The sequence below is a fragment of the Bradyrhizobium sp. PUT101 genome (assembly GCF_052043945.1).
Taxonomy (GTDB): domain Bacteria; phylum Pseudomonadota; class Alphaproteobacteria; order Rhizobiales; family Xanthobacteraceae; genus Bradyrhizobium.
The window spans coordinates 3,743,440-3,759,249 of sequence record NZ_CP197207.1 but is presented as its reverse complement, the minus strand read 5'-3'; the positions used below and the strand labels follow the sequence as shown (position 1 = coordinate 3,759,249).

Annotated in this window: 15 protein-coding genes and 1 other RNA gene; 9 read left to right on the top strand and 7 right to left on the bottom strand. The window is 66.3% G+C overall.

Annotated elements, in window-relative coordinates; all coding sequences use genetic code 11:
- Positions 1-123 precede the first annotated feature (123 nt).
- From ACSHT2_RS18375 to ACSHT2_RS18360, 4 genes are all read left to right on the top strand, one after another.
- Positions 124-1,440: a UDP-glucose dehydrogenase family protein gene (locus tag ACSHT2_RS18375; RefSeq protein WP_440635557.1), complete on the top strand. Its 1,317-nt coding sequence runs from the start codon at positions 124-126 to the stop codon at positions 1,438-1,440.
- 184 nt (positions 1,441-1,624) lie between these two features.
- On the top strand, positions 1,625-4,099 hold the full coding sequence (gene hrpB / locus ACSHT2_RS18370) for an ATP-dependent helicase HrpB (RefSeq protein WP_440635556.1): 2,475 nt from the start codon (positions 1,625-1,627) through the stop codon (positions 4,097-4,099).
- 160 nt (positions 4,100-4,259) lie between these two features.
- Positions 4,260-4,772: a TIGR02281 family clan AA aspartic protease gene (locus ACSHT2_RS18365; protein WP_440635555.1), complete on the top strand. Its 513-nt coding sequence runs from the start codon at positions 4,260-4,262 to the stop codon at positions 4,770-4,772.
- A 192-nt stretch (positions 4,773-4,964) separates the two neighbouring features.
- Positions 4,965-6,464 carry a phosphomannomutase/phosphoglucomutase gene (locus tag ACSHT2_RS18360; RefSeq protein ID WP_440635554.1) on the top strand — a complete coding sequence of 500 codons (1,500 nt, stop codon included), beginning with the start codon at positions 4,965-4,967 and terminating at the stop codon, positions 6,462-6,464.
- Between the two features lie 14 nt (positions 6,465-6,478).
- Here ACSHT2_RS18360 and ACSHT2_RS18355 read toward each other — a convergent pair whose 3' ends face one another.
- The 3 genes from ACSHT2_RS18355 to ACSHT2_RS18345 form a co-directional block, all read right to left on the bottom strand.
- Positions 6,479-7,318, bottom strand: coding sequence for a sterol desaturase family protein (locus ACSHT2_RS18355; RefSeq protein ID WP_440635552.1), 840 nt, complete (start codon positions 7,316-7,318; stop codon positions 6,479-6,481).
- A gap of 9 nt (positions 7,319-7,327) precedes the next feature.
- On the bottom strand, positions 7,328-7,636 hold the full coding sequence (locus ACSHT2_RS18350; protein WP_440635550.1) for a cysteine rich repeat-containing protein: 309 nt from the start codon (positions 7,634-7,636) through the stop codon (positions 7,328-7,330).
- Between the two features lie 73 nt (positions 7,637-7,709).
- Positions 7,710-7,931, bottom strand: coding sequence for a hypothetical protein (locus tag ACSHT2_RS18345; RefSeq protein WP_440635548.1), 222 nt, complete (start codon positions 7,929-7,931; stop codon positions 7,710-7,712).
- A 184-nt stretch (positions 7,932-8,115) separates the two neighbouring features.
- Here ACSHT2_RS18345 and ACSHT2_RS18340 point away from each other — a divergent pair, with 184 nt between their 5' ends.
- Complete coding sequence (locus ACSHT2_RS18340) at positions 8,116-8,838, top strand: response regulator (RefSeq protein ID WP_440635547.1); 723 nt, start codon at positions 8,116-8,118, stop codon at positions 8,836-8,838.
- On the top strand, positions 8,838-10,187 hold the full coding sequence (locus ACSHT2_RS18335; RefSeq protein WP_440635545.1) for a sensor histidine kinase: 1,350 nt from the start codon (positions 8,838-8,840) through the stop codon (positions 10,185-10,187). Before ACSHT2_RS18340 ends, ACSHT2_RS18335 begins: the two co-directional genes overlap by 1 nt.
- Positions 10,188-10,251: 64 nt before the next feature.
- Here ACSHT2_RS18335 and ACSHT2_RS18330 read toward each other — a convergent pair whose 3' ends face one another.
- The 4 genes from ACSHT2_RS18330 to ACSHT2_RS18315 form a co-directional block, all read right to left on the bottom strand.
- Complete coding sequence (locus ACSHT2_RS18330) at positions 10,252-10,761, bottom strand: Lrp/AsnC family transcriptional regulator (RefSeq protein WP_370135990.1); 510 nt, start codon at positions 10,759-10,761, stop codon at positions 10,252-10,254.
- A gap of 67 nt (positions 10,762-10,828) precedes the next feature.
- The gene (locus ACSHT2_RS18325; RefSeq protein WP_440635544.1) at positions 10,829-11,776 is read right to left on the bottom strand and encodes a sugar kinase; all 948 of its coding nucleotides are present in this window, start codon (positions 11,774-11,776) and stop codon (positions 10,829-10,831) included.
- 13 nt (positions 11,777-11,789) lie between these two features.
- Positions 11,790-12,734, bottom strand: coding sequence for an NAD(+) diphosphatase (gene nudC, locus ACSHT2_RS18320; RefSeq protein ID WP_440635543.1), 945 nt, complete (start codon positions 12,732-12,734; stop codon positions 11,790-11,792).
- Between the two features lie 11 nt (positions 12,735-12,745).
- Entirely contained in the window at positions 12,746-13,165 is a 420-nt protein-coding gene (locus ACSHT2_RS18315; RefSeq protein ID WP_440635541.1) for an HIT domain-containing protein, read from the bottom strand.
- A 200-nt stretch (positions 13,166-13,365) separates the two neighbouring features.
- Here ACSHT2_RS18315 and ffs point away from each other — a divergent pair.
- The 3 genes from ffs to ACSHT2_RS18300 all read left to right on the top strand — a co-directional run bounded on the left by ffs (position 13,366) and on the right by ACSHT2_RS18300 (position 15,810).
- An RNA gene (gene ffs, locus ACSHT2_RS18310) (signal recognition particle sRNA small type) lies at positions 13,366-13,462 on the top strand.
- A gap of 94 nt (positions 13,463-13,556) precedes the next feature.
- The gene (locus ACSHT2_RS18305; RefSeq protein WP_440635540.1) at positions 13,557-15,377 is read left to right on the top strand and encodes a DNA polymerase III subunit gamma/tau; all 1,821 of its coding nucleotides are present in this window, start codon (positions 13,557-13,559) and stop codon (positions 15,375-15,377) included.
- A 112-nt stretch (positions 15,378-15,489) separates the two neighbouring features.
- Entirely contained in the window at positions 15,490-15,810 is a 321-nt protein-coding gene (locus ACSHT2_RS18300; RefSeq protein ID WP_028176358.1) for a YbaB/EbfC family nucleoid-associated protein, read from the top strand.

The window sequence follows — 15,810 nt, the reverse complement described above, 5'->3', positions numbered from 1 at the left end:
CCGACTTCTTTACCGGTTCAAATCGCGGGCCGGTTTTTGCATCCGGGCTGTTCCATGACCTCGGGAAAATGCTAAACCGCCGCGAATTGGGCTTTCGTTAACCAAGCTGGGACAGGATTTTTCATGCGCATCGCGATGATCGGCACGGGCTATGTGGGACTGGTGTCCGGGGCCTGCTTTGCGGATTTCGGCCATGACGTCACCTGCGTCGACAAGGACGAGAAGAAGATCGCGGCGCTTCACCGCGGCGAGATCCCGATCTACGAGCCCGGCCTCGACGAACTGGTCGCGACCAACGTCAAGGCCAGGCGGCTGGACTTCACCACCGATCTCACCAAGCCGGTCGCGGGTGCCGATGCCGTGTTCATCGCAGTCGGCACGCCCTCGCGCCGCGGCGATGGCCACGCCGACCTGTCCTACGTCTACGCCGCCGCCCGCGAGATCGCGCAAGCGCTCACCGGCTTCACCGTCGTGGTGACCAAGTCGACCGTCCCGGTCGGCACCGGCGACGAGGTCGAGCGCATCATCCGCGAGACGAACCCCGCGGCCGACGTCGTGGTCGCCTCGAACCCCGAGTTCCTGCGCGAGGGCGCGGCGATCCGCGACTTCAAGTTCCCCGACCGCATCGTGGTCGGCACCTCCGACGAGCGCGGCCGCAAGGTAATGGGCGACATCTACCGCCCGCTATCGTTGAACCAGGCGCCGCTGATGTTCACCGAGCGCCGCACCGCCGAGATGATCAAATACGCCGCCAACGCGTTCTTGGCGACCAAGATCACCTTCATCAACGAGATCGCCGATCTCTCAGAAAAAGCCGGCGCCAACGTCCAGGAGGTCGCGCGCGGCATTGGCCTGGACAACCGCATCGGCACAAAATTCCTGCATGCAGGCCCCGGCTTCGGCGGCTCGTGCTTCCCGAAGGACACCAAGGCCTTGATCAAGATCGCGCAGGACTACGACGTATCCTTGCGCATCGTCGAATCAGTGCTGGCGGTCAACGAGAACCGCAAGCGCGCGATGGCACGGAAAGTGAGCCAGGCGCTCGGCGGCTCGCTACGCGGCAAGACCATCGCCGTGCTCGGCCTCACCTTCAAGCCCGACACCGACGACATGCGCGACGCGCCGTCGATCCCGCTGGTGACAGGCCTGATCGACATGGGTGCGACCGTCAAGGCGTTCGATCCCGTCGGCATGGAGCAGGCAAAGAGTGAGCTGCCCAACATCACCTACTGCGAAGACGCTTATTCCTGCGCGGAAGGCGCGGATGCGCTCGTCATCGTCACCGAATGGGTGCAGTTCCGCGCGCTCGATTTCGATCGGTTGAAGGCGACCATGGCGCAGCCCGTCCTCGTCGATCTCCGCAACATCTATCGCCCCGAAGACATGGAAGCCGCCGGCTTCACCTACGAGAGCGTCGGCCGGCCCCCTGTGCAGGGCTGACGATTCGCTGCCGCCAATAATTCCGTCATGGCCGGGCTTGCCGTCTTCGCCTATGCTTCGCCGCCCCAATACCTGCAAGCCCGGCCAAGCGTCCGCGGAGCCGGGTCCCGGCCGTCCACGTCTGTTTTCTAGTCCAAGACGTGGATGCCCGGCACGAAGGCCGGGCATGACGAGTGGATAGACCTTGCCCCGCAGCTTCGACACGCCCCTCCCGATCGACGCCGTGCTCGACGATTTGTCGCGCACGCTGGAGGCCAACAACGCCGCCGTGCTGGTGGCGCCGCCCGGCGCCGGGAAGACCACGCGGGTGCCGCTGGCGCTGCTGGATGCGCCCTGGGCGAAGGGTAAGAAGATCATCGTGCTGGAGCCGCGCCGCATCGCCGCGCGCGCCAGTGCCGATCGCATGGCCAAATCGCTCGGCGAGCGCGCGGGGGAGACTGTCGGTTATCGCGTCCGCTTCGGCTCGAAAATATCGCGCGCGACGCGCATCGAGGTGGTGACCGAGGGCATCTTCACCCGCCAGATCCTCGACGATCCCGAGCTGTCGGGTGTTGCCGCAATCCTGTTCGATGAATTCCACGAGCGCTCGCTCGACGCCGATCTCGGCCTCGCGCTTGCCCGGGATGCGCAAACCGGCCTGCGCGAGGATCTCCGCATCCTCGTGATGTCGGCCACGCTCGACGGCGCGCGCGTGGCCAAATTGCTCGGCGCTGCGCCCGTCGTCGAAAGCGAGGGCCGCGCCTTTCCGGTCGAGACGCGCTATCTCGGCCGCAAGACGGATGCGCCGATCGAGCGGCAGATGGCGGATGCGATCGCGTCCGCCCTCCGCGCCGATGGCGGCTCGGTGCTGGCGTTCCTACCGGGCGCCGCCGAGATCCGCCGCACCCAGAATTTCCTCGGCGAACGCGTGCAGGACGCCTCCATCGAGATCGTGCCGCTGTTCGGGGCGCTCGATGCCGCCGTGCAGGACCGCGCCATTGCGCCGGCGCCCAAGGGCTCGCGCAAGGTGGTGCTGGCGACCTCGATCGCCGAGACCTCGCTCACGATCGAAGGCGTGCGCATCGTGGTCGATTCCGGTCTCGCCCGCGTGCCGCGTTATGAGGCCGACATCGGCTTGACCCGGCTCGAAACCGTGCGCGCCTCGCGTGCGGCGGTGGACCAGCGCCGCGGCCGCGCCGGCCGCACCGAGCCCGGTGTCTGCTACCGGCTCTGGGACGAGCCGCAGACGGCCTCGCTTGCGCCCTACACCCAGCCGGAAATCCTCAGCGCCGATCTGTCCTCGCTGGTGCTCGACCTCGCGCAATGGGGCGTCACTGATCCCGGCGCATTGTCGTTCCTCGACCCGCCGCCGCAGCCGGCCTGGAAGGAGGCAAAAAGTCTGCTGTCCGAGCTCAACGCGCTCGACGGCGACGGTCGTATCACGGCCGAGGGCAAGAGCCTGCGCGCGCTGGCGCTGCCGCCGCGGCTGGCGCGCATGATCGTGGATTCGCATCGTGCAGGCAGCGGCGAGGACGCCGCCGAGATCGCCGCCATCATCACGGAGCGCGGGCTCGGCGGCGACAGTGTCGATCTCGAGCACCGGCGGGACCAGTTCCGCCGTGACCGCTCGCCGCGTGCGTCCAGCGCGCGCGATCTGGCGCGGCGCTGGGCCTCGCAGGTCGCGGCGTCGGAGAAGGCGGGGCAGCACGAGGATCTCTCGACCGGCCTGATGCTCGCCTATGCCTTTCCGGATCGTGTCGCGCGCAATCGCGGCAATGGCAGTTTCGTGCTGGCCAACGGCCGTGGCGCTTCCGTCGAGCAGACCTCCTCGCTCGCCCGCGCGCCCTACATCGCGATCGGCGAGATGACGGGGACGGCGGCGAGCGGACGCATCCTGCTCGCCGCGCAAATCACCCAGGACGAGATCGAGCGGCATTTCGCTGAGCATATCGAGACCGCCGACGAGATCTCCTTCGATCGCGGCGCGATGGCGCTGCGCGCGCGGCGCAGGCGCGCGCTGCATGCGATCACGCTGTCCGAGGCGACACTTGCCGTGTCGCCCTCCGAGGAGACCGCGCGCATCCTTGCCGATGGGTTGATCGCCGCAGGTCTCGACCGGCTGCCCTGGTCGAAGACCGCAAAACAATGGCGCGACCGCGTGATGTTCTTGCGCAAGGCCGAGGGCGACGGCTGGCCCGACCTCTCCGACGCGGGATTGATCGCGCGGCGCGAGGACTGGCTGGTGCCGGCGCTCTACGACAAGATCGCGCTCAAGGACATCTCAGCGGGCGATCTCTCCGACGCGTTGATGGCGCTGCTGCCTTGGGACATGCGCGCGCGGCTCGATCGCGAGGCTCCGACCCATTTCGAAGCGCCGACCGGAAGCGCGCTCGCGATCGATTACGAGGCCGAGCAGGGGCCGACCATCGCGGTGCGGCTCCAGGAATTGTTCGGCCTCAACACCCATCCCTCGATCGCCGCGGGCAAAGTGCCGCTGGTGCTGGAATTGCTGTCGCCGGCGCAGCGCCCGGTGCAGGTGACGCGCGATCTCCCCGGCTTCTGGCGCGGCAGCTACGCCGCCGTGCGTTCCGACCTGCGCGGCCGTTACCCGCGCCACCCCTGGCCGGACGATCCGGCGAACGCAGTGCCGACAAGGCGGGCGAAGCCGCGCGGGACGTGAGATGCCTTCTCGCTCGTCCCGGAGGCGGGGAGAAGTTCGGGCCATCGCATTAACCGTCCGCTCATCCTTTTCGTCAAAATGACACGAGCCCGGCCGCAGCCCCGCTCGCGGCCAGCCCTGTCGCGTGGTGAAATCGAGTTTTCGGCTCGGAAGTGGTGTGATGCGTAACATTATGATCATCGCGGCCGTCATGATCGGCCTCGGCACCTTCATGGCGCAGATGGCGGACAAGATGAGCTCTGCTTCGGCAACGTCAGCGCCGCGCACCACGGTCGCCGTTGCGGCCACGGTGCCGGCCGGCGGCCGCAGCCTCAGCATCCCGCGCGACGGCCGCGGTCATTTCCAGACCGAGGGCCGGATCGACGGCCAGCGCATCGGCTTCATGATCGACACCGGGGCCTCCGTCGTTGCGCTGAACGAGACCTCGGCCGCCCGCTTTGGCCTCCGTCCGTCGCGCGGCGAGTACAACGCCACCGTCTCAACGGCCAACGGCACCATCCAGGCCGCGCGCACGCGCATCGCCATGCTCGAGGTCGGCGGCCTCGTCGTGCGTGACGTCGATGCCATGGTGCTGCCGGACGCGGCGCTCTCCGAGAATCTTCTCGGCCTCTCCTTCCTGTCCCGCCTGAAGCGATTCGAATATTCCAACGGCCAGATGGTGCTGGAGCAGTAGGGCCAGCCCGCGCGATCGCACGACCGTCCATTTCGAGAAAATATCTTTGCTCTGGCCGCCCTCGCGGCAACGTCTCTTCGTTACCAATCTGCCGCAATTATCGGCCATAAGCCTTCATTCCCGCCTTTCGTTGCGGCCCGGCATTCGCTAAGGCTGCAGCAAATCCTGCCCCCATTTCACGAGACCGTCTCAATGTTCCCGAAGCCGAAATCCGTATTGTTGCCCAACACATACGCCTTCGAATCCGAGCCGATGGTGAAGCCGACGGGCTTTCGCGAATACGACGCGCGCTGGTTGTTCCAGAAGGAAATCAACCTGATGGGTGTGCAGGCGCTCGGCATGGGGCTGGGTGCGTTGATCGCCGAGCTCGGCGTCCGCCAGGAGATCGTCACCGGTCATGATTTCCGCGGCTATTCGGCCTCGATCAAATATGCGCTGATCTCCGGCCTCATGGCTGCGGGGTGCAAGGTGCATGACATCGGCCTTGCGGTGACGCCGATGGCCTATTTCGCGCAGTTCGACTTGGATGTGCCCTGCGTCGCCATGGTCACGGCCTCGCACAACGACAATGGCTGGACCGGCGTGAAGATGGGAGCCAACCGCCCGCTGACCTTCGGCCCCGACGAGATGACGCGGTTGAAGGAAATCGTTCTCAATGCCGAGTTCAAGAACAAGGCTGCCGGGTCCTACCAATTCCACGAGAATTATCCGGCGTGCTACATCGCCGATCTCACCTCTCGACCGAAGCTGACGCGCAAGCTCAAGGTGGTCGCGGCCTGCGGCAACGGCACCGCCGGCGCGTTCGCGCCTCAGGTGCTGGAGGCCATCGGCTGCGAGGTGATCCCGCTCGATACCGAGCTCGACTACACCTTCCCGAAATACAATCCGAACCCCGAGGACATGGAGATGCTGCACGCGATCCGCGACGCGGTGCTGCATCACAAGGCCGATGTCGGCCTCGGCTTCGACGGCGACGGCGACCGCTGCGGTGTCGTCGACAACACCGGCGAGGAGATCTTTGCCGACAAGGTCGGCGTGATGCTGGCGCGCGACATGTCGGCAATCCACAAGGACGCGCAGTTCGTCGTCGACGTGAAGTCGACCGGCCTGTTCGTCACCGATCCCGTGCTGCAGAAGCAGGGCGCCAAAACCGCCTATTGGAAGACCGGTCATTCCTACATGAAGCGCCGCACCAACGAGATGGGCGCGCTCGCGGGCTTCGAGAAATCCGGCCACTTCTTCTTCAACAAGCCGTTCGGCCGCGGCTATGACGACGGCCTGGTGTCGGCAATCGCCATCTGCGACATGCTCGACCGCGCGCCCGGCAAGTCGATGGCCGACCTGAAGAATGCGCTGCCGAAGACCTGGTCGTCGCCGACCATGTCGCCGCATTGCGCCGACGAGGTCAAATACGGCGTTATCGACAAGGTGGTGAAGCACTTCGAAGGCTTGCAGGCGAAGGGCGCAAAGATCGGGGGGCAGGCGATCCGCGATCTCGTTACCGTCAACGGCGTCCGCGTCACGGTCGAGGACGGCAGCTGGGGCCTGGTGCGCGCCTCTTCCAACAAGCCCGAACTCGTCGTCGTGGTCGAGAGCCCGGTCTCCGAGCAGCGCATGCACGACATGTTCGAGATGGTGAACATCGTGTTGCGCACGCATCCTGAAGTCGGCGAGTACAATCAGAAGATTTGAGCGCCGGCGCGCGCTCAGCCTCCGGGCGGGCCGAACAGGGCGCGGAGCTTCGCGCTCGCGCCCTGTGCCTTCCAGGCGTCGCCCAGCATCGCGATCCATTCGCCGAGCGCAATCCGGATCGGGTTGAAGGATTGCACGCCGCTGACTAGGCCGAACCGGAGCGGCTGGTCGGAGGGCCGTTCGGCAAAGGTCCCGAACAGGCGGTCGAACACGATGAGGATGCCGCCGTAGTTCTTGTCGAGGCACGGCTCATTGCAGGCATGGTGCACGCGATGGTGGCTCGGCGTGTTGAGCACCCATTCCAGGATGCCGAGCTTCGGCCCGAACTGGCTGTGGATGAAGAATTGATAGAGCAGGTTGATGCCGAGCATTGCCACGATCGCGAACGGATGAAATCCGATCAGCGCCAGTGGCAGGAAGAACAGGAAGTTGCCCGAGACGTTTCCGGTCCAGCCGAGCCGGATCGCCGCAGTCAAGTTCAGTCGCGTCGTCGAGTGATGCACTGCGTGCGTCGCCCACATCCAGCGGATGCGATGCGAGGCGCGATGCTGCCAGTAGTACAGGAACTCGCTGCCCAGGAATAATCCTGCGAGTGCAAGCGGACCGGTCTGCGCGAAGTCGAACAGGCGGTGCTCGTACAGGAACGCGAACGGCACGGCGAGAATTCCGGCCTCGATCGCACGCAGCAGGTTCTGTCCGAGGGCCACGCCGAAAGAGGCAACGCTCTCGCGCCAGTCGTGGGTGTCGCGATGGGCAAGCCGGCCGATGCCGTACTCGAGCAGCATCAGGCAGATCGCCGTCGCCAGGACCACGCGCCTGGGCGTCGGATCGAGCAGAAGTGAGGCGTAGCCCACGGCATCCTCCTATTTCGGTGCGGCGCCGGTGGCGGCGCTGTCCCCCGCTGCCTGCGCGCGAGGCAGCGTTTGTGCGCAGGTCGAGGTGAGCTGGCCGGCGTGGGATTGCAGGCAGGCGAGGATGCGTCCGCCACCCGGCGCGACGTCGCTGCAGAGGCGGCGATAGTCGGCGCGGCAGGCCTGCATGGTCGCTCGTGCTTCGCTGCGCATCTTCGGCGTGATCTGCGTTTGCAGCTGGCTCTGGGCGAACGCGGACGTCGAAGCGCCGAGGACGACGATGGCTGCAGCTTGCGGCAGGAAACGGAAAATCGATGGCACTGTGCTGATCCTTTCTGATTCGACGAGATCGGCCGTCGCCGCGCGGGGCTGACGCGGCGACGGCGGCGCGGCGTCAGCGCGAGATCGTGCCGGTGCGGGTGTAGGTGTTGCCGGCGGGACCGGTGCGAGTCGCACTGCGCGTGCAGCTTCCGTTGGCGCAGCTTCCCGTCGCGGTGACGTGGGAGGTGGCGCGCGGCCCGGTCGTCGTCGCCGACCGCGTCCAGGCATTGGCGTCGGCCGCCGCGGCGACCGACAGGGTGCCGATGACGAGGGAGGTGAGGAAAAGCTTGGTCATGGTCGTCGTCTCCTTCTGGGGGCTGCCGTCAGCGGGAGCCATGCGGAGGAGACTGGAGCTGCGGCGTCTGCGCCGCATTGCCGGGACGAAACGATTGTTTGGCCTTTGTCGGCACCATGTAACACTGTGTAACAACGGCGCCGCTGCCCTTGCGCGGAACGCGCGGTCGTCCAAAATGCGGGCGATGAACGCGCATTCGGCCACGATCCTCATGGTGGAGGACGATCCCGAGATCAGCCGCCTCGTTGCCGACTTCATGCGGCGCGAGGGGTTCCAGGTCGCTTGCGTCGCCGACGGCAAGGCGATGGATTCGATGCTCCAGCGCCTGCGGCCCGACCTCGTCATCCTCGACTTGATGCTGCCTGGCGAGGACGGGCTCTCGATCTGCCGTCGCTTGCGGGCCGACGACTCCCTCCCCATCCTGATGCTGACCGCCAAGAGCGACGAGATCGATCGCGTGGTCGGTCTCGAGATGGGCGCGGACGATTATCTCACCAAGCCGTTCGGGCCGCGCGAGCTGCTGGCGCGGGTTCGCGCCATCCTGCGCCGTGCCAGCGGGGCGCCGGCCAAGCCGCTGGTTCGGCGCTTCGCGTTCGACCGCTTCGTGATCGATCTCGATGCGCGCAGTGTCGAGACGGTCGAGGCCGAGACGCCGGCGCTGCAATTGACCAGCGCGGAGTTCGACCTGCTCGGCTGTTTCGTGCAGCGCCCGCGAAGGGTGCTCACGCGCGACCAGATCCTCGACTGGACGCGCGGCCGTTCGGCGGAGCCGTTCGATCGCACCGTGGACATGCTGATCTCGCGGCTGCGCCGCAAGCTCGACGGTGCAAGTCCCGGCTCCAGCCTGATCACGACGGTGCGCAACGGCGGCTATCTCTTCACCGCGACCGTCAAGCAGGTGTCGTGATGCTGCGCGTGACGCTTGCCGCCCGGCTGGCGCTGATCGGACTGGTCGGCTTCACCGTGGTGCTCACCGTGCTCGTGGGGATATTCTACCGCACGACGCTGCAGGAGAACGAACTCACGCGGCCGTCTCCCGCGCGGCTCGATGCGCTTGCAACGCTGCTCGAGCGCACGGCCGGCGACGCGCGGCAGGCCGTCCTCGACGCGGTGTCGTCGCCGCAATTCGTCGCGCGAATCGTGCCGTCGGGCGCACCGGTCGACGGCGAGACGCCGGAGCAGCAGCGACAATTGCGCGAGACCTATGCGGCCGGCCTTGCGGGCCGCCCGGTCGAGATCGTGTCGCCGCCCAATCATCGCGCCAATCGATTCTTTCCCCGCCTCGCGCGGCTGATGGCCAATGCGATCGAATTCCGCATTGGCCTGCGCAGCGGCGATCTGCTGGTCATTGACGCCTATACCCGCCTGCCGGTGACGCCGTTCGGCCTGCCCGTCGGCTTCGGTGCTGGCCTGTTCGGCTCGATCGTGGCGCTGCTGGCGCTTCTGGTCATGCAACGCGAAACGCGGCCGTTGGCGCAGCTCGCCGCCGCCGTCGATCGTGTCGACCTGTCGGCCGATCCGCCGCCGCTGCCGGATGCAAAACGCAGCGCGCCGGAGATCCGCGCCGTCGTCGCCGCGTTCAACCGCTTGCAGGGGCGGCTTGCCGAGATGCTGCGTGCGCGCATGACGCTGGTTGGCGGCATCGCTCATGACGTCAGGACCTTCGCGACGCGGCTGCGGCTGCGCGTCGAGCACATTCCCGACGACGCCGAGCGGCAGCGGGCGGTAGCCGATATCGACGACATGATCCGGCTGCTCGACGACGCGCTGCTGTCGACGCGGGCGGGTGTCGGCGGATTGTCGCAGGAGATGGTCGAGCTCGCCGCGCTGGTGGCCGTCGAGGTGCACGACCGGCATGTTCAGGGCGCAGCTGTCGATCTGGTCGCGGACGAGCGTGTGCGCAACGTCGTCGTCCTCGGCGACCGGCTCGCCCTGCGACGGGTCTTCGCCAACATCATCGACAACGCGCTCGCCTATGGCCATGCCGCGCATGTGCGCACGGCCCTGAAGGACGGTGCCGTCGTCGTGTCGATCGGCGACGAGGGATCGGGGATTCCGCCCGATCAGCGTCAGACCGTGCTTGAGCCGTTCCACCGGCTGGAGAAGTCGCGCAATCGCGCGACCGGCGGCGCCGGCCTGGGTCTCGCTGTCGTCCGCAGCCTGGTCGAGGCCCATGGCGGGACGATCGAGATCGGCGCAGCCCCGGGCGGAGGCACGCGCGTCAGCGTCACCCTGCCGGTGTTTCAGCCGGCGTGAAGCGTTTTCGAGCGAAGTGGATACCGGTTCGCGTGAAGAAAACGCGTCAAAATGAGAATCGGCGTCAGGCCGCCACCACCGCGGGAATCGGCAGCGCGGTGACCGACTTGATCTTCTCCATCGCGAAGCGCGAGGTGACGTTCTTCAGGGGCACCGCGCTGATCAGCTTCTTGTAAAACACGTCATAGGCCTGCATGTCTGCGACCACGACGCGCAGCATGTAATCGACGTCGCCGGCCATGCGATAGAACTCCATCACCTCGGGCATGGCGCTGACGGCTTCGGCGAACCGCTTCAGCCAGGCGTCCGAGTGATCGGCGCTCTCGACCGACACGAATACGGAAATGCCGAGTCCGATCTTGTTCTGGTCGACAAGCGCCACGCGCTTGATGATGACGCCATCGGCCTCCAGGCGCTGGATGCGCTTCCAGCAGGGGGTCGAGGACAAGCCGACGCGGTCGCCGATCTCGGCGACCGAGAGGGAGGCATCTTCCTGAAGGACCATCAGGATCTTGCGGTCGATGGCATCGAGGCGGCGGCTGGTCTCGGGAACCTGAGCGGCGACATCAGTCATTTGAAGAACTTTGTTTCATTTAATGGTCTGATTTTCCTGATATAGAGAAAATCCTTCCACGGCAAGCCTATAATCTTTGCGGAGCAGTGGAGCGGCTCCAGGGCCGGTCGCGTAAAAGCTCATCAACTTCAACACGTTGTGGGGCGGCAAGGCCGCCGCCATGGCGGGTGCATTTCAGTGCTGCTGCGGCCGCGGCGAATCGCAGTGCCTCCCGCGCCCCGTCGCCCTCGGCGAGGCGAAGCGTGAAGGCACCATGGAAGACGTCGCCGGCGCCAAGCGTATCGACCGCCTTGACCGGGAAGGCCGGAGTCTCTTCCAGCTGGCCCTTTTCGTTCAGCCAGGTCGTGCCATGCGGGCCGTTTGTGGCCGCGATGAAGGCCGGCGTCAGCCTGGCCAGAAGCTTCAGTGCCTCGCCGTCGCCGGCGATACCGGCCGTCTCCTGCAGCTGCGCGCTGGCGAACAGCAGATGCGAGGCGACGGTGAGCAGGCCGTCCTGCAACGACATCGCGCGTTCGACGCCGACGATGACGGGAATGCCGCGCTGCCGTGCCTCGGCGCAGAGGGAGGTTGCGAACGCAGCGCAGCGGCTTTCGACGAGGACCGCCCGGCAGTCGGCGAGCAATTCGTCGGTGTCGGGCAGCTTCGCGCGCCACAGGCCGGGGTCGCGAAAGATGGTGAGTGTCCGCTCGCCCGAGGGCTCGATCATGATCGCCGAGACCGGCGTGGTCAGGCCCGGCATGCGCACGATGTGCGCGATGTCGATGCCCTCCTGCGCCATCCGTTGAAGGATGAAGCCGCTCGACGTCTCGCCGGCATCGCCCATCGGCCCCGTGAACGCGACGCGGCCGCCGAGTCGCGCGATGGCGATCGCCGCATTGAGCGCGTTGCCGCCGCAAGTCTCCGAGAGATGGCTGGCGTTGGCCTTGCTGCCGGGCTCGGGCACGGCCTCGACGCGAAAAATCAGGTCCCGCACCGGCATGCCGATACAGAGGATACGCGGCGCGATCCCGTCCATCGACGGTCTCAGCTCAGGTGCTGCTCTTGTCGTGCACCCAGCGGCCGAGCAGATGATGAGCGATGGCGAAGGGATGCGGGCCGGCGAGCCCGTCGGGATGCGTCCGCGTCAGCATCAGGGCTGCCTCCTCGCGTGTGAACCAGCGCGCGTCTTCCAGCTCCATGCGATCGACGACGATGTCCTCGTTCAGCGCCCGTGCGCTGCAGCCGATCATCAGCGATGACGGATAGGGCCAGGGCTGGGTCATATAGTATTGCACGTCGGTGCAGCGAATGCCGGACTCCTCGAGGATCTCGCGGCGTACCGCGTCCTCGATGGTCTCGGCCGCCTCGACGAAGCCGGCGAGGCACGAATACATGCCGGGCGGAAACTGCTTCTGGCGGCCGAGCAGGCATTTGTCGCCGGAGGCGACCAGCATGATCACGACCGGGTCGGTGCGCGGAAAGTGCTCGGCCTTGCAGGCCGGGCAATCGCGCTTCCAGCCGCCTTCCTTCATCGCGGTACGCGTGCCGCAATTGGCGCAATAGCCGTGGCGCTGATGCCAGCTCACCATCGACTTCGCCATCGCGATCGCCGACAGTTCCTGTGGCGGAAGCGCACCCTGCATCGCCATGCCGCGCAGCTCGGTTATGGTGTAGTCCTCGCGGCCGACCAGCTTCTCGGCAGCGGCCTGCGATAGTCCCATCCCGAACACGGCCGCGCCATCGCGCAGGCCCAGAAAGATCGTACCGGGATTGGCGCCGCACTTCAGTGCCTCCTCGATCGAGAGCATCGCGCGCACCTTTTCGCCCTCGCGCTTCACCAGCAGCGAATCGCGATGGACCACATAGGCGCGCGATGACGGCTTCTGCTCCATCGCGAACAGCTTTTCGTCGTCGCGGCGCAGATGCGCGGCGCGGTCGAGAATGTTGGTGACGAAGGCCGGCTGCCCCAGCGGAAACGCATCGAATGCTGACATTTCTTGTTCTTTCAACCCAACCAGATCTTGCGGCGGAGCGCGCTGATGAAATTCTGCACTTCAGTGGCATCGTGCGCCAGCGGCTGCATCACGCCCCACACCGGCCGCGGCCAGGCCGCGTCACTGGTCCGGCGTGCGATGATGTGGACGTGCAGCTGCGGCACGAGGTTGCCCAGCGCGGCGATGTTGAGCTTGTCGCATCTGGTGATCTCCTTCAGCGCACGCGAGACGCGGGAGATCTCCGTCATCAGCTGCGCCTGCTGCACCTCGTCGAGATCGATGATCTCGACCGCGTCAGGGCGCCGGGGCACCAGCAGCAGCCAGGGATAATGCGCATCCTTGATGACCAGCACCTTCGACAGCGGCAAATCGCCGATGTCGATGGTGTCCTCTTTCAGGCGGGAGTGCAGCGACCAGACGGGTTCGGGCATGAGACCTTCTCGTGATGATTCCTACCGTCGCAGAGACCACGGCCCCGGACAATAACCGTGATACGCCGTTGCATCGGGGCGGGCATGCCAATCCGGCCGGGCCGGCCGCGATCGGCCAAGCCGCCCGTCTGTCCGGGGCCTTGGGGAACAGCGATACAGCCCGCTTGCTTTCCGCTCCCTTTGGCCCCAAATAGGGACCGGGAGATTGGCGGTGGACGAGCCACTCGCCAACCGGGTCAGGTCCGGAAGGAAGCAGCCCTAACGAGGTCCGGATCGGGTCGCTCGTCAGTCTCCTACCTGTTTTTTCGAGCGAATTGCGCCGGCGGGTCTCCCGCCAGCGCGCTCCTTTCCGCAAGAGCCGGCCGAGAGAGATTTCATTGCGGATCGACCGATGACCGACGCCGGCGCCCCTTCCAATCCCGACAGCGCCAGCCAGGCTGGCAATGCGCCCTACCGGGTGCTGGCGCGCAAATACCGCCCGTCCTCATTCGATGACCTGATCGGCCAGGAGGCCGTGGTCCGCACCGTCTCCAATGCCTTCGAGACCGGGCGCATTCCGCAGGCCTGGATTCTCACCGGCGTCCGCGGCGTCGGCAAGACCACCACCGCGCGCATCCTCGCCCGTGCACTCAACTACGAGATGCCCGATGGTTCGGTGAAGGGCCCGACCATCCACATGCCGACTTTGGGCGTGCACTGCCAGGCGATCATGGAAAGCCGGCACATGGACGTGCTGGAGATGGATGCCGCCTCGCATACCGGCGTCGACGACGTCCGACAGATCAATGACAGCGTGCGTTATGCCCCCGCCAGCGCCCGCTACAAGGTCTACATCATCGACGAAGTCCACATGCTGTCGACGGCAGCCTTCAACGCTTTCCTGAAGACGCTGGAGGAGCCGCCGGAGCACGCCAAGTTCGTGTTCGCGACGACCGAGATCCGCAAGGTTCCGGTCACCGTGCTGTCACGCTGCCAGCGCTTCGATCTGCGCCGGGTCGAGGCGGACGTGCTGATGAAGCACCTCGCCAGTATCGCGGCCAAGGAGAACGTCGAGATCGAGCCGGAGGCGCTCGGCATCATCGCGCGCGCCGCCGAGGGCTCGGTCCGCGATTCGCTGTCGCTGCTCGACCAGGCGATCGCGCATGCGGCAGGCACCGTCAAGGCCGATGCCGTCCGGCAGATGCTGGGCCTCGCCGACCGCACCCGCGTCATCGATCTCTTCGATTCGCTGGCGCGCGGCGACATCGCCGCCACCTTCAGGGAGTTCCGCGAGCAGTACGACGTCGGCGCCGATCCCATCGTCGTGCTCTCGGACCTCGCCGAGTTCGTCAATTTCGTCACCCGCGTGAAGATCGTGCCGGCGACCGCCGACAACGTCGCCTATGGCGAGACCGAGCGGGTCCGTGCAAGGGACTTCGCGTCCAAGATTTCCATGCGCGTGCTGTCGCGGATGTGGCAGATGCTGCTCAAGGGCATCACCGAGGTGCAGGGTGCGACGCGTCCTGCGGCCGCCGCCGAGATGGTGCTGGTCCGCATCGCCTATGTCGCCGACCTGCCGACGCCGGACGAAGCGATCAGGTTGCTGGAGCAGAACGGCGGCGGCTCACCGGTCGTGAGCGGCGGCAGTGCGGCGCGCAGCGCGCCTTCGGCGCCAATTGCGTCCGCGGCGCCTGTTCGCATGCCGACCTCCTCGCCCTCTTCGTTCGGCGGTGGCGCGGCCCGGCCGCAGATGGCGGCCCCCGCGCCGGATCCGCAAGCCGCGGCACCGCAGCTGCGCGTCACCAGCTTCATCCAGCTCGTCGCGCTCGCCGGGCAGAAGCGCGACATCATGACCAAGAGCGCGCTCGAAGGCGACATGCGCCTCGTTCGTTTCGAGGAGGGCCGGCTGGAAGTCGCGCTCGAGCCCAACGCCTCCAAGACCATGATCTCCGAGCTCGCGAAGAAGTTCGAGCTGTGGACCGGCCGCCGCTGGACCGTGATCGTCTCCAACGAGCAGGGCCAGCCGACGCTGCGTTCGGTAAACCAGGCGGCCAAGCAGCAGCATGCCCGTACCGCGGAAGCCGATCCGCGCGTGCAGGAGGTGCTGTCGCGCTTCCCCGGAGCAAAGGTCGTAGAGGTCCGCAGGCTTGCCCCCGAGGCGCCGGAAACCAATATTAACGCCGACTATGGCAGTGACGATCCGCCCGACGGTTCCGACGGCGACGATCTCTAGCGCACGATCCGGAAAAGTGCGAAGCGGTTTTCCGATAAGATCATGCGCAAACGATATGCTAAGGCGCGATGATGATTCATGGCGCCTTAGCCTCTTTCAAGGACACGCACCCATGGCTGATTTTCTCGGCATGATGAAGCAGGCGGCGCAGCTGCAATCCAAGATGCAGGAGATGCAGGAGCAGCTCGCCAACGTCGAGGTCGAAGGCATCTCCGGCGGCGGGCTTGTCGCCGTGCGCATGACCGCGAAGATGGACGTGAAGGGCATCAAGATCGATCCTTCGCTGATGAAGGCGGAAGAGCGCGAGGTGCTGGAAGACCTGCTCGTCACCGCGCTCAGTGATGCCCGCCGCAAGGCCGAGACAGCCATGCAGGAGAAGATGCAGGCCCTCACGGGCGGGCTCGGCCTGCCGCCGGGGTTGTTCGGCCAGTAA